Consider the following 13,465-nt stretch of genomic DNA (forward strand, 5'->3'; position numbering starts at 1 on the left):
GGCCGTCATCGCAAGGACGCTAGCCACGGTCAGTGGAGGCCGCAAGGGCCGCGGCGCACCGCCCGTATGGGGATCCCGCTACGGGCTTGGGAAGTGGTGGGGTCGCTGGGTTGTTGAGGCGATCTCGGTCCGGCCTGCCGCTGTAGGCGGCAGGCCCGTCGAAACCCGGTCGTTGCACAACAGCCGTGGTTTTATGATCGTTAGCTGAAATCTAGGGGGCGGTTGCGCTAGGCTTGGGTTTCGGGTAAGAGTGACAAGCCGTGCGCGTTGCCGGTCGGTGTCAAGAGGCCTCCGCTGGTGGCTGGGGTGTCGGCGATATCGGTGATCGAGTAGATCCTGTGAGAGTCCGGTGGGCTGATGGATGCTTTTGGGGAAGGTTTTTGTCCCTCTGGTGCTTTTGATCCTGATTTTGGTCAGTGGGTGCACTGGTCTGGCGCGTGGGGGCGCACCGGGCGGGCGCGCACTGGTGTCGGGTCGGGCACGGTGGCGGTGGTGCAGCTGCGGGGTGAGATCGACGCCGCCAACGCCGAGGACCTGGGGCGGTATTTGCGTGGCGTGGGGGGTGCGGCGCGGGAGATGGTTGCCGATTTGACCGGGGTGACGTTTTTGGGGGCCGCTGGTGTTCGACAGTTGGTGGCCTTGGAGGTGGACTGTGGCAACCGCGGCGCGCAGTGGGTTTTGGTGGCTGATCCTGTGCTGCGCCGGTTGCTGCGTGTCGTGGGTGCTGATCGCGTCCTTCCGGTGAGCGGTTCGCTGGATCAGGCACTGCAGGGTTGGCGTCGCGCCCGCTGCATTCAGTGATCGGTGAGAGACGCCGACCGCGGGGCAGAGACGGGCGGTGCCGGGGGCGGCACCGCGTGTCTCGCACAATTTTCCCGGTGCGGATGGTTCCCGCGAGTTGGGCGCGTAGTTGCGTTGTCGCACTGTGGGTTTGAAAAGTACAGTCCGCGGGGCGTGTGGTTGCTCACAGGGCGGGGGGTGTGGTGGCGTCGCGCGGGTTTTGGCCGCTAGATTGGTAGGAGGCCGAGCATCGGGGGCTGGCGCAGTTTTACCCGCGCCAGCTGGGTTGATCCGGTGGTGGATCTGCGATTGAGCTGCTCCTGCGTGCTGATCTGTCGGTCGGTGGCAAGGACGGCGGGCCGGGCTTGAGAGCCCCGGTGGCGCCGGGTGCGAAACGACGAGAAAGCTGTGCTGATGGTTGTCCCCTGTACCTCCTACCGGGTTGTCTGGTCTGCGCGTCATGACCGATACGCCGCGCGGTGTCTTGACTCACCAGTTGCCGAAGCATTGGGCGATACGCCGCAGCAAGCGCTGGATTTGCTCGTGGAGCAACTGTTGGCCGGCCAGCACGTTTCCGACCGGGTGGTAGGGGATTCGGGGGCAGTGAACAGCAGCGATGGCGGCGGCGCTGGACGCCGCGGTCACCCGCGGCCGCGTCCTGCGGCGGCGCTGGTACCGCGGTGGCGCACGCGCTGTTAGAAGCGAGCGCCGCTGCGGCGCCGTCCTCCCCCGCATGGTGTGGGTGCTGCAGGACGGGGTGGGAGACGGGCGCCGGGGCGCTGCTGGCATTGTCGCACGCGCGTGGTCTGGCCGCGGCGTGTCTGGGGGCAGGGCCGTTTCGTTGCCTCGGCGGGTGGGTAAGGATCGTGGGAAGGGTGCACCGACCACGGGTGGAGCCCTGTTCGATACGGCCCGCGGGTGCTCGCACGGGGGGTGTGGTGCGCGGGCTGAGGCCTATGTCAGTACATTGCACCGGTTGCGGCGAGAGGAGACGGTTGTTATGCGCGCGGATGGCGGCGACACGAGTAACTGTGCCCGAAAGGCAAGCCTCGTGGTGCGCACGGTGACGCAGCGCAGTGGCGGGCGGGGTGGGCCGGCGGGTCAAAAGCGCCGCTGGGCGCAGGCGCCGCAGCGCGCGGTGGGGATCGCGCCGGCGCCTCGCTCACGGATGGGGCGACTGGTCTGGTCGTGGATCCGGCATCCGGTCCGAAGCCGGGAGTACCCCGCCGAGCGCGAACGCCTGATCACCGCTGAGGATCGTGGCGTGTTCGAGGAGTAACGAGGTGTCGGGGTGGGGGCGGCGGGTTCCGCCATGACGTGAATTCGTGGTGAGAGCTGTTGTCGCCACGTGTCCACTGGGCGCGTCCCGGGATGCGGTGGGGACCCGCGTTGGGGTGATGACCGGTGTGGCCGCGGTGGAGCTGGTAGCCGGCAGAGTGGTGGCCATCGGCGGTTTTGCGCGCACGGCCATCGATGGCCCCGGTTTTGAAAGGTGAACGCGGTCGGCCTGTGTCGGGGCGGGCTGCGATGTGGAAGAACTCAGAGACGGGCCGTTTTCGGCGTCGCGGGGTCCGAGTTGCCGGTGTCGCGCGGTGGCAGTCCGCTGGCGGGTGTGGTGATTGGTGGCTATCCGGGCCAGGTCCAGTGGGTGATCTCGGGGGTGTCGGTGCCGTGTTCGCGGGTCCAGTTTCTGGCGTGGAGCCGCGCGTCGATCATGTCTTGGCGTAGCGCGGCGGCTGTGGCGCCCAGGCCGGGTACCCGGTCGATGACGTCGATGACCAGGTGGTAGCGGTCGAGGTCGTTGAGCATGACCATGTCAAAGGGTGTGGTGGTGGTACCGCGTTCTTTGTAGCCGCGCACATGCAGATTGGGTGGTTGGTGCGCCGGTAGGTGAGCCGGTGGATCAGCCAGGGGTAGCCGTGGAAGGCGAAGATGATCGGGCTGCTTGGGGTGAACAGGGCGTCGAATTCGCGGTCGGGCAGGCCGTGGGGGTGTTCGGTGTCGGGTTGCAGGCGCATCAGGTCGACCACGTTGATGACGCGCACCCGCAGTTGGGGCAACCGCTCGCGGCCCGGGCTCTCCGTGTCCGGGTCCGGCCACGAACACCGCGTTCAGATCGCGGCGAATGATGTGCCGGTTAGCGTGCGCCCACACCAGATTCAGGCCCGGCACGGTGCCGAAGTGCCCCAACAGCCGCGCCTTGATGTGCTCGGGCCGCAGCGGCTCGCGCAGCAACGGATTATCCACGAGGTAGATCTGGCCCACCGCCAGGTAGTTCGCCGCGCGCCACCACGCATCGATTGCCGCCAATTCCGCCGCGCTCAACGGCCCCGGCGCGTCGGTGAGACCGTACGGTGCGGGGCCCGGGTTTTCCCTTTGCTGTCAGCGGTGTCGTCGGCAGCGGTGTCCCCACCCATGCTGGCCAGCGGCTCCATGTGTCATTCCTTGCCGTAGTCGGTGTCGTGTGGCCGTGCGCTGTGCAACCGTTGGGCGGGGATCGCGATCCGCTGCCCGCCCAGCACGCTGATGCCTCACCTCGCCCGCTGTGCACCCGCGTCCGCCCGGCCACGTTCCTGGTGCCGCAGTTGCGCTTGCCCCCCGGGGTCAGACGCCGTCACCGCCGGAGCCTGTGCTCTCACGCGGTGGATCACCCGGTGTGGGGCATGGGTGTCAGCGTGGGCGGGCCGCAGGCCGGTAGGCGCACATCGGTCGTGGTCTGCCGGGCTTTGCTCACCACCTCCGGCGTGCCCGCCATGGTGAGCCGCTCGGCGACACGTTGGGCCCGTTCGGCGGGGATGGCGAAGTTGATGCCGATCGAGCCGCCGCGCGCATCCAGCGCCGCCTCACCCGGGGATGCGATCGCGGTGCTGATGCCGACCAGCGTCCCGCGCAGGTCGACCAGCGCCCCGCCCGAGCTGCCTGGGTTCATCGCGGCGTCGGTCTGGATCGCATCACGAAGCGCCGCTGTAGAATGCGTGCTGGCGTGCTCGGTGAGCTGGCGGTGCAGCGCGCTGATGACCCCGGCGCTGAGACTGCCCTGCAAACCCAGCGGGGCTCCGACGGCCACCACACGTTGTCCCACCCGCAGGGTGGCTGAGGATCCGAATCGGATCGGGGTCAGCCCGGCCATCCCGTGCACGCGAACCACCGCGATATCGTCGACCGGATCGGCGCCCACGACGGTGAACGGCGCCGTGGTGCCATCGGCGAAGCTGGCCCGGGCCTGGCCGGGTCGTCCCGGTGGCCCGGCAGCCGCGACCACATGGCTGTTGGTCACAATCAGCCCGTCGCCCCGGATCACCACCCCCGAGCCCTGGGTGACCGCCTCACCGGCCCCGGTTTGTAGCGTGACCACCGACGGCAGCACCGCCGCGGCCACCGCCTGCACCGAGCCGGGGGAATCGGCGGCGCCCACCGCGTCGATGAGGCGCTGTGGGGATATCTCGTCGACACTGCCCGGGCGTAGCACGGTGACGGTCCCCGCGCCGACCGCGGCCGAGAACACCGCCAGCATCGCGGCGGCCACCAGCAGCACACCGGCGCGCCGGGCGGGTTGCTGGCGGGCAGCGGCGCACCCGCCGGCCCCTGCAGCGGTGCCCCCATCGCGGGGTCGGCACTGACACCCTCGCGCCGCGCCGGTATCACCGCGGGTGCGGTGCGCCGGCGACAGGCGATGGCGGGGGCCTCGGCGCGGTGCGCGCAGCGTGCGACGACGGCGCGGTGGGGCAATCATGGCAGCACAATCCTTCTCGTGACGAAACGATGGTGCACTAGGAGCAACCCCGACAGCGATACCGGGCTGCGATATCTACATGCCCGCCCACCGCGGTGATAAACCTCGCCGCACCACGCGGTAGCGGGTGAGCACAGTCCCGCAGCCAAGCACACGGGGCGGTGCATGTCATCGCACGCCCGCGCACCGACCTGCACACAGCCGACTGGTCGATGGGGTGCGCGGCGGTCCCGCAGACGGTGGGCTCAGGATGGTGGTCTTTGGTAGCTGCGCCGTTGCAGGTCGCGCCCGCGCTCGACGATCTGCACGATTTCGTCGGGATCATCGGCGCAGACCAGCAGTTTCAGGTCCTCGGCGGCCACCAGCTCGGATTCGAGCAGCCGGGCAGAAATCCACTGCTGCAAGCCGTTCCAATGTTCGCAGACGGCCAGCACGACAGGAAAATGCGGCGTTTTCCCGGTCTGGATCAGCGTCAACGCCTCGAACAGCTCATCAAGGGTGCCAAAGCCCCCGGGGAAAACCACAAACGCCGACGCGTAGCGGATGAACATCAGCTTGCGGGCGAAAAAGTAGTTGAACCGCAGCGACACATCCAGATAGGGATTGGTGGACTGCTCGTAGGGCAGCTCGATGCCCAACCCGATCGAGCGGACCCCGGCATCGCGAGCACCGCGGTTGGCGGCCTCCATAATTCCCGCCCCCCCACCGGTGATGATGTCGAAGCGGTGTGCCCCTAACCGCGCGGCCAACTCCCGCGCCAGCCGGTAATACCGATGATCCGCCGCGGTGCACGCCGAACCGAAAATCGACACGGCCTGCGTCACGTCGCTCAGCGCGGCGAACCCCCGCGCTACCTCATCACGAATCCGGGCCACCCGCTGGGGGTCGGTGCCCGCCAACGGCGAGAAACCAGGCCCACACAACACAGCAACTCCTCATCACAGGTCATCGGCGCTCCCGAACCGCCGTGAGGTCTCACCATCATCTCCCCCACCAACAACTGGTCCGGTCACATCCGCGCCGAACTAAACGTATCCCCGCCACCCGGCCTGCACCGTGGTGGAGCTTGCGCAACGGCCGGTGGCCACCAACGGCACCGTGCCGCCAGATCCGACGGACCGGGCTGGACCCACCATTCAGCACACCGAGACGATTCGGTGCACCGGCCGCACCCCCGTGGCGTGGGGCAGCACAATCGGGCGAGGCACGCTGCCTGACCGGGCCGCACCCCGTCCCTCTCGACGACCAGCTGGGTGAGGCTTGCGGCCCACCAACACTCGCGGCCCGGGCCTGTATGGCGGTGCCTCACACCGACGCCGGCGCATCTGACTTGCTTGTTGCGGCTGCCCCAGCCGTGACTCGGCCCATCGAGTGCTACCTGTTGGGCTGACTCGGGAGGCGTTAGACGGTCCTGCGGCGCCCCGTGCAGCCGGGCAACGCCGGCAGCCGTTGTTCGGTCCCCCCAAACGTCTACGCCTGATCATCTGCCCACCCGCGATCGCCCCGGCCGCCATCCACCTAGCCGACGTAGCAGACACTACGCATGCCAGGCGGCGGATTCCGGGTCGAGGTGCTGCCGCCCACGGCCGCAGGCGGCAGCCTCCACGTACAACGCGGTTGATGAGGCGGCGGCGGGTGCTTAGCCGGCCATCGCCCGGCACTGCTCGGCGCAGCGCCGGCACGCCTGGGCGCATTCGCGGCAATGCGGGTTGTCGTGCTTGTCGCACTCGGCCGCGCAGGCCTCACACACCTCGGCGCACAGCTGGCACAGCTGGGCGGCCCACCGCGAGCCGCGCGACAACAAGGTCACACACGCCGCGCAGAGCGCCGCGCAATCCAGACACAACCGCGTGCATTCGGCCATGTGGGCGTCCTCAGCGCAGTTGCGGGCACACGCTTCGCACGCCTGCTGACACTCACTACAGGCATCCACACAGCCCTGGTTTTCCTCCAACACCGTCGCTGCTGCCATGACATCCACCCTTTCTCGGAATTATTGTTTGAAATCAACCACACACATGCCCGCTGCCCTGGCCCCCGCACCGGTGCCACGGACATCCTCCACCCTAGCCGTCCGGGTCAAGATACCCTACCGGTGTTGGGTACTTGGTGGCATAATCGCGGCAATGGGTTCCACCGCGACGACACCGCAACACCCCGATCCGCCCTCGGGGGGCCAGCCCGGGTCCAAGGACCGCGGTGATGCGTTGACGCGGGTGGATGTGGTGCTGGCGCTAGCGGGCATCCTGGCTGTCCTCGCGCTGATCCTGACCCTGCTGTTTTTTGCCGGCTCTTGCCTGACTCCGCACGGTGTGTGAGGTGGGCACGCCCCCGTCCACGCGAGGCCCGCAGAGCCCGCCACGGATCCACGGGTCACCACGATGGGAGCCGGGGCGGGCAACGCGGGCCGATCAACGGCTGCGACGCGGCCGATCTTGTGTGCACCGGCGCCGCCAGCCGGGGCCGGCGTCGTTGGCGGGTGGGCGGCCAGTTGTGACGGCCAAATTGTTCACACGGCGTGTCACTGAAGTCCGGCCACTGCGCGATGGGCTGCCCGTGGCCGGGCTGCCTGAAAACCATCCGAGCAGCGGCCTCGCGCGACGACCCTGTGCGAGCGGTGCATCTACTCTGACAGAGGTCAGTCGTCGACCGGGGCGGGCTGTGGCCGGTGCCCTGCGCACCGGAGCTGGGGTGCCGGGCTCACTTTGTGGTGTTACGCCGCGGACGCCGCAGTCACCGGCCCCTTTGCAGCCCGCGGGGCATCGAGACGCAGACCGGTCAGCAGCGTTACCGCGGTCGTGTGCGATAGATCGTCGCCGGATCATATAGGGCGTCGCGCACGATGGCGTGCACGTCGGTGTTGGCCTGTGCGGCGCTGGGGAGGTGCTCGGGCAGGTTAAAGAAGCCGTGAAACATGCCGGGGTAGCGGCGCGCGGTGGCGGGCACCCCCGCGGCGCGCAAATTGTGCGCGAATAGTTCGCCCTGCTCGCCTGCCGGGTCGTGCTGCGCGGTGACGATATGGGTGGGTGGCAATCCGGCTGGATCGGCCAGCAGCGGTGAGGCACCCGCGTGGAGTCGATCACCGTCGGGGCCGAGATATTGGTCGCTGAACCACTCCAGCTGCTCGACGGTGATCACCTCGCCCGCCGCGCCGACGCGGGCGGTGGTCATGCGTTGATCGAGGATCGGGCAGATCAGCAGTTGGAAGGCGATCGGCGGGTGCTGGTGAGCGCGGGCCCGCAGGCACACCCCGGCGGCGAGGTTGCCGCCTGCGCCTTCGCCGGCCACGACCAGGCGAGCGGGATCACCGCCGAGCACATCGGCGTGGGAGCCCACCCACCGCGTCGCCGCCCACGCATCGTCGAGGGCGGCGGGAAAACGGTGCTGCGGCGCCAGCCGGTAATCGACGGCAACCACCACCGCGCCGACCCCGTTGGCAAACCGCCGACAACACGCCTCGCGCGATGCCATGTCGCACAGCACAAAGCCCCCGCCATGCAGATACACCATCAGCGGAATACGGGCAGACCTGCCCAGCCCGGCCGCGGGCAGCAAGGGCTGGTACACCCGCAGCCGGATGCCGTCATGCCCACCCGCACCGGGCACCCCGCAGGTGCGCACCTGCGCCACTGGCTCACACCGCGGCGGCGGGCACCTGCCACGTAGGTTGCCCCGCAGCTGCAGCGCATCGGCGCTGTGGTCGAACAGCACCGCCCAGGACTGCCGGACATGCTGGACAAAGGCCGCGTCAGCGACCCGGGAAGGATCCTGGGATCGGCTCATCGCTGGACCGCTATGGGACAGCACCGGCCACACCCGACCGTGACAGCAACACCCGATGCCGACACCGCGGCGGCGACCTGCACGCCATCACCAGCCCCAAGCCGCCCCACTGTGCTGGCCCCTTACAGACCGCGCATCAGGCGCTGCGGCCCTTGAGTAAGCGCGGCCCCGACACCGAGACGCCCGGGACACGCCTGAGGGGCGCCGGGCGACCAATTTTGGTAGCCCGGGCCGACCTGGTCCGATCAGCGGCCGGTATTCGTGTCGTCCCCACCACAACCACCCCCTGCACATCCGCGCCTTTCGGTAATCGCTCAGCCCACCTGCGTCCCGCGCGCAGCCAACCGCGTCAGACCAGAAGCGTATCGCCGCCACCGGCGCGGAATTGAGGTTTCGGGCACATTGTTCGCTGCGCACAGGGGCATCGCCGCGAAGCGAACCGCCACTTCACCCACCCACACCATCGGGTCCCGCAGGCTCGCTGCGCCCGCGCGGTGTTCGACACTTGGAACGCTGTTGCCCAGACTGGTGGCGTGACAGGGCACCGACATCGGTCTCCGATAACCGTCACGACAGGTACTGCGCGGGCGCTGAGAGGACGCCCGGCACCCAGGGGCCGCGCTAGCTGGGCTCAGGCGCAGGGGATCGCAGCAAGCAAAGCCCGCAGTCGCGGCTCTTCTGGACTGCCGAGGTAGTGATCGAGCCAGGAGTGCAGCGTGTCCAGCAACGCGGCGGGCAGCGCTATGCGGTGATCACCCACGATCGTCAGGATGCGGTGCACCGCAAGATGGTTATCGCCGGCCCCTAAGTCGATGAAAACCCGGCTGCGTTCGGCTCCAATGAGGTCAGGGCCCGCGGTGTCGGCGAGCAGCCAAGCCACCCGCGCGTCAGCGTCCACTACCCGACCTCCCTGCGTGCCCCGCAACGCCGCCGCCGACGCCGTAACAAGCGGCCATCACCGCGCAGAGCCGGCCCCCGACCCCGCCGGCGGAGGGTCTCGGGCGACGCCGGGGCCCGCGGGGCGCGCCGCGACATCCTTAACCCGCTCGTGTGCTGCTCACCCGAAGCCACCGCGTCGCGACGGCCCGCCCACCCAACTCGGTAACCCGTGCGCGTGTCGACGATTCGAATCCACCCCCTGCGCTGGGCGCCGGCGCGATGACGACGGTGTATGCCCCGGCCATTAGGTGCGCCGCTGCCCCGACATTGACCACGGGCGCGGACGCGGTAGTCGACCCGATCCGGCGTCACCACGAAGGCCCTGGTGACGCCGATTCGGCTGGTCAGTTGTGTCCGGGCGCGCCGGTCGAATCCTCGAGACCGCGTCAGCAGGCCGTTCATGCGGCCGGGACCATCGCGGGATTAACGACGGTGGAGGTCCGGGTCCACGAGGTGACTACCTTCTGGCGGGGGTCGGAGATGACCGCGGGCTCAGCCACGGGGTGCCAGTCCAGCAGGTGGTGCTGGTGGCAGTAGTCATCGTTGTAGATGGTGTCGAAGTAGCGTTGCGGCCCGTCGGGGAACACCGCGGCGATACGGGCGTCGTGCGGGAAACGCCGCGCCGCCCAGCCCGCCACCAACGCGACCGCGCCTACGCTCCAGCCCCCGCTGGCGAAGTTGTTGGCTGCCAGGGTGCGGCACGCCCACACCGACTCACGAGGGGCCACCCAGTGCACGTCGTTGAAGGCGGAGTAGTCCACGTTGCGCGGATAGATGCTCGACCCAAGCCCACGCATCAGCCGGGAGGCCACGGGTTGACCGAAAATGGTCGAGCCGATGGTATCGACCCCGATCAGTTTCATCGATGGGTTGACCTCGCGCAGCACCCGCGCCACCCCGGCTGAATGCCCGCCGGTGCCCACCGAACACACCAGCACATCGACCTTGCCGAGTTGATCGAGCAACTCCAAGGCCAACGACCGATAGCCGGTGATGTTGTTGGGGTTGCTGTACTGGTCGGGGTTCCACGCCCCGGGGTGGGCGGCCAGCAATTGCGCGACCCGGTCTTTGCGGGCCTGCTGCCACCCTCCTACCGGATGGGCCTCGGTGACCAGCTCCACCTGGGCGCCGTAGGCGGCCAGCAGGTGGCGCACGATGGGCTCCATGCCGGTGTCGGTGACCACCGTGACCGGATGCCCGTAGGCCTGGCCGGCCAAGGCCAATCCCAACCCCAAGCTGCCGCTGGTGGATTCCACAATGCGCGCCCCAGGCTGCAGCTCGCCGCGGGCGCGGGCTTGTTCAATCATGTGCAGGGCCGGGCGGTCTTTCATGCTGCCGCCAGGGTTGAATCCCTCCAATTTGGCCCAAAACCCCCGCCCCGCCGGGGCGAAAGGCTCCTCAATACGCAGCAGCGGGGTATGGCCCACCATCGCGCCGGGACGCCGATACGTGGTGGGGGCCGATTGGCCGCAGTCGCGCGGCTCGACCACTGTCAGGGGAGAAACGGGATGGACATAGCTGTCGAACGGTACAACGTGAGTCATGTCAAAAGTCGCTTTCCGGCGCACACCGCGAACTACAGCGCGGCACTTCGAACAGGGTCAGCGGTCACCAGCCGCCGGCATAAGCCGCGCGGCCTGACGCTGACCAGTCAGCGACGAGATAATCCCAACCAGGTCAAGCGATCTTGACCGGTCAGATGAACAACCCCATACCGCGGTGGCCCCCGTCCAGCAGGGGCCTCGAGCCCAACACGGCACCCGCTGAGCGCAACGATTACCACCACACCCAGGCCGAGCAGCGTCGGCGCGGCCACAGCCGAGCGCGGCAGCACCGCCGTCACCAACTGCTCTGGGTGCGTCGCCGCCGACGACCCGTCAGCGGCGTGCGGGTGATCAACAGTGGGAGTGAATTCACCGCCCACCGACCCCGCCAGCACATGAGCCGCATGCCAGCCGGGCAATGCCGGCGGACTGGCCGACGTGCTGTGGGCGCCGATCACCAGCAGCCACCCCAGCAACCACGCCGCCGCCGCCACAGCCACCACAGGCTGACGCCGCAGCCCCGCGATACCCTCACCACTCATCACGGGCTCCCAGCATCCGCCCGGTGAGCGAGCCGACCCCCGGGTGGAGGATCTGTGCGCTCGTTGCACGATGCTGCGGCACGTACCCACGCGCCGCAGTTGGCCGCCTGTCCAGCAGCAGCGCATCGCAGAATCCCACCGGCACACCACCATCATATACCCCCCAGCCGTATGCGCTAACCTCGACGCGTCACCGTTTCCACGCAACCACAGACCCACTCCCCCCCGTCCCGGCCGCAACTTGTGCATCGACCGACCGCTCATCAGCCGGATCAACCACGCTGCAAAGACAGGAAAACGACGATGTCCACTGCACCGGCCACCAGCACTGCGGAACCGTCGATCGTGCTGCTGGCCTACAGCGCGGCGCTGGCCGGCATCGCCGGGTTCGTCAACTCGGTGGCCCTGCTGGTCTGGGTGTTCCCGGTCGGCAATCTGACCGCCTTGACCACCAAGGCGGGGATGCACAGCACCTATCCCGCGCTGTATCAGGGCCGCATGATCGCCACCATCGTGGTCGCCTTTTTCCTCGGCGCCGCCGCCGCCGGAGCAGTCCTGGCTACTGCGCGCAGCGTGACGGGCCCGCGTCACGGCGCGGTCTTGCTGGCCGAGGCCGTACTGCTGTTCGCCGCCGCCCCCGTCGAGCACCCGATCGCTCGGGCCGCATTGGCCGCCGGGGCGTGCGGGCTGCAAAACGGGATGACTTTTGCGGGCATGCCGATCCGCACCACCCACTTCACCGGCACCATCACCGACCTTGCACTACTGCTAGGCCGCAGCCCACGCCACCGCATCGACACCTGGAAAGTCGCGGTCCTCAGCACCACCGTGGTGCTCTTCGTCGCTGGCGCCGCAGCAGGGTCCTGCTCGGCAACCGCATCGGCGATCACGCACTCATACCGCCCGCGCTGGCCTGCCTGGCCCTGGCCATCACCAATATGGTGCACCGACGCCCAGCAGCCATACCACCCCAGTGAGCGCCGCAGCTTCGGGCGTGGCGCTCGCCGACCGCTCCTCATGCGACCAAAAATCGGCGCGCGTCCCTCTGCGGCAGCGCCCAGCAGGTTCGACTCGTTTCCACCCCTCGTGCTCGGCGTCATAGCGACACCAACGGCATCACACAGCAGCAGGATCGGCACCCGCGCGCTTCTCACGCCCGCGTTGTCGTCGGATTCGGATTAGAGATCGTTGTCGTCAGGACGTTTCGACAATCAGCAGCATGGCGCGCCGCCACACGCTCCGATGCGGGCACGAAACACCAACCCAGGCTGTGGCGCGTGCGCCAGCGGTGCACCCTGCAGGCGACCGCCGCCAGCGCTGAGTGGCCTGCCCCCGCGGGCGCACCCCAAAACCGGTCGGTCGAAAACCGGTCGCAGCTACAGCCCACTACCGCCCTCGGACTGCCCTGGTCCTGGACTGTCACATCCGGCGTTTACCTGCTGTCCCGACTGGGTACCATTGGGGGGTATGAGGCAAAAACACAGTATGATAATGGCCAGGCGCTTCGCCGCGGCTATCGCTATCCTGACCGCCGGGCTCAGCGCAACCGCTGTAGGGACGGCCGCCGCGGCTAGCGCCGGACCAGGTTCCGCTCCGGCTTCTAGCTGCCCCTGGTTCAACCCCTACTGCCACGGCGGCGGACATGGCGGCGGTCACGGCGGGGGCTTTGGCGGCGATCACGGTGGCGGCTACGGTGGCGGCTACGGCGGCGGCCACGGCGGCGGACATGGCGGCGGCCACGGCGGCGGCCACTAGCACGCAAGACGGCGACCCCCCAATCGCCGGACACACGCGACAGCGCGTGCGTCCCGCGCCCAGCGAGGGGCCAGAACAAAACGCAGTGCACCCTGGTGCGGTTGGCGCGTACCAGATCAGCTACGCCGCGACTCAAAGCGGCGACGCGGGCCATTACCGCAAACGACACGCATATCGCACGGGCCAAACGCCGCAGCTAATCACTCCCGCAGTTCGTTTTGTTAAAGCGCGGAACTACCCGACGGGTTACCATAAGCCGAACCCTCAACGGCACACCGACACCAAGGGAGCGCGGCTCCGCCGGCCCGGAGTTGTGATCTTCAGAGGTAAGTGGCGGTGAATCTTCAGCGATAGATGGCGTTACATGATCCCGATGACGAGGGATTCGC

At 68.5% G+C, this 13,465-nt stretch carries 11 protein-coding genes and 3 pseudogenes; 5 read left to right on the forward strand and 9 right to left on the reverse strand.

The features are described from left to right. The first annotated feature begins 420 nt into the window (after positions 1 to 420). Together AWC08_RS29770 and AWC08_RS37715 are read left to right on the forward strand one after the other, a co-directional pair. Positions 421 to 801, forward strand: coding sequence for an STAS domain-containing protein (locus tag AWC08_RS29770; protein ID WP_069432801.1), 381 nt, complete (start codon positions 421 to 423; stop codon positions 799 to 801). A gap of 1,042 nt (positions 802 to 1,843) precedes the next feature. Continuing rightward, entirely contained in the window at positions 1,844 to 2,059 is a 216-nt protein-coding gene (locus AWC08_RS37715; RefSeq protein WP_142283896.1) for a hypothetical protein, read from the forward strand. 347 nt (positions 2,060 to 2,406) lie between these two features. Here AWC08_RS37715 and AWC08_RS29780 read toward each other — a convergent pair. The 5 genes and pseudogenes from AWC08_RS29780 to AWC08_RS29800 form a co-directional block, all read right to left on the reverse strand. After that, positions 2,407 to 2,849: pseudogene (locus AWC08_RS29780) on the reverse strand (phosphoketolase family protein); the annotation flags it as partial. 13 nt (positions 2,850 to 2,862) lie between these two features. After that, positions 2,863 to 3,105 (reverse strand): annotated as a pseudogene (locus tag AWC08_RS39270) (phosphoketolase family protein); the annotation flags it as partial. Positions 3,106 to 3,427: 322 nt separating this feature from the next. Then, a complete protein-coding gene (locus AWC08_RS29790) occupies positions 3,428 to 4,513 on the reverse strand; it encodes a S1C family serine protease (RefSeq protein WP_083271009.1) in 1,086 nt (361 codons plus the stop codon). Between the two features lie 245 nt (positions 4,514 to 4,758). Continuing rightward, positions 4,759 to 5,439: an LOG family protein gene (locus AWC08_RS29795; RefSeq protein ID WP_232007739.1), complete on the reverse strand. Its 681-nt coding sequence runs from the start codon at positions 5,437 to 5,439 to the stop codon at positions 4,759 to 4,761. Positions 5,440 to 6,152: 713 nt separating this feature from the next. Then, entirely contained in the window at positions 6,153 to 6,485 is a 333-nt protein-coding gene (locus AWC08_RS29800; protein ID WP_069432821.1) for a four-helix bundle copper-binding protein, read from the reverse strand. Between the two features lie 154 nt (positions 6,486 to 6,639). Between AWC08_RS29800 and AWC08_RS29805 the strand changes: the two genes are divergently transcribed. Continuing rightward, positions 6,640 to 6,831 carry a hypothetical protein gene (locus tag AWC08_RS29805; protein WP_069432804.1) on the forward strand — a complete coding sequence of 64 codons (192 nt, stop codon included), beginning with the start codon at positions 6,640 to 6,642 and terminating at the stop codon, positions 6,829 to 6,831. Positions 6,832 to 7,300: 469 nt separating this feature from the next. Here the strand turns inward: AWC08_RS29805 and AWC08_RS29810 are convergent, their stop codons facing one another. The 4 genes from AWC08_RS29810 to lpqS form a co-directional block, all read right to left on the reverse strand. Beyond that, entirely contained in the window at positions 7,301 to 8,296 is a 996-nt protein-coding gene (locus AWC08_RS29810; protein ID WP_069432805.1) for an alpha/beta hydrolase, read from the reverse strand. A gap of 631 nt (positions 8,297 to 8,927) precedes the next feature. Continuing rightward, a complete protein-coding gene (locus AWC08_RS29815) occupies positions 8,928 to 9,194 on the reverse strand; it encodes a tryptophanase (RefSeq protein ID WP_232007740.1) in 267 nt (88 codons plus the stop codon). Positions 9,195 to 9,633: 439 nt separating this feature from the next. Beyond that, complete coding sequence (locus AWC08_RS29820) at positions 9,634 to 10,779, reverse strand: PLP-dependent cysteine synthase family protein (RefSeq protein ID WP_083271010.1); 1,146 nt, start codon at positions 10,777 to 10,779, stop codon at positions 9,634 to 9,636. 107 nt (positions 10,780 to 10,886) lie between these two features. Beyond that, positions 10,887 to 11,321: a putative copper homeostasis (lipo)protein LpqS gene (lpqS, locus tag AWC08_RS29825; RefSeq protein ID WP_232007741.1), complete on the reverse strand. Its 435-nt coding sequence runs from the start codon at positions 11,319 to 11,321 to the stop codon at positions 10,887 to 10,889. Positions 11,322 to 11,624: 303 nt separating this feature from the next. Here lpqS and AWC08_RS29830 point away from each other — a divergent pair. After that, positions 11,625 to 12,298, forward strand: a pseudogene (locus tag AWC08_RS29830) (DUF1275 family protein). A gap of 514 nt (positions 12,299 to 12,812) precedes the next feature. Next, positions 12,813 to 13,076 (forward strand): hypothetical protein, encoded by a 264-nt coding sequence (locus tag AWC08_RS37230; protein ID WP_083271011.1) that lies wholly within the window; start codon positions 12,813 to 12,815, stop codon positions 13,074 to 13,076. Positions 13,077 to 13,465 lie beyond the last annotated feature (389 nt).

Origin of the sequence: Mycobacterium gordonae, from assembly GCF_002101675.1 — a bacterium.
Lineage (GTDB): Bacteria > Actinomycetota > Actinomycetes > Mycobacteriales > Mycobacteriaceae > Mycobacterium > Mycobacterium gordonae.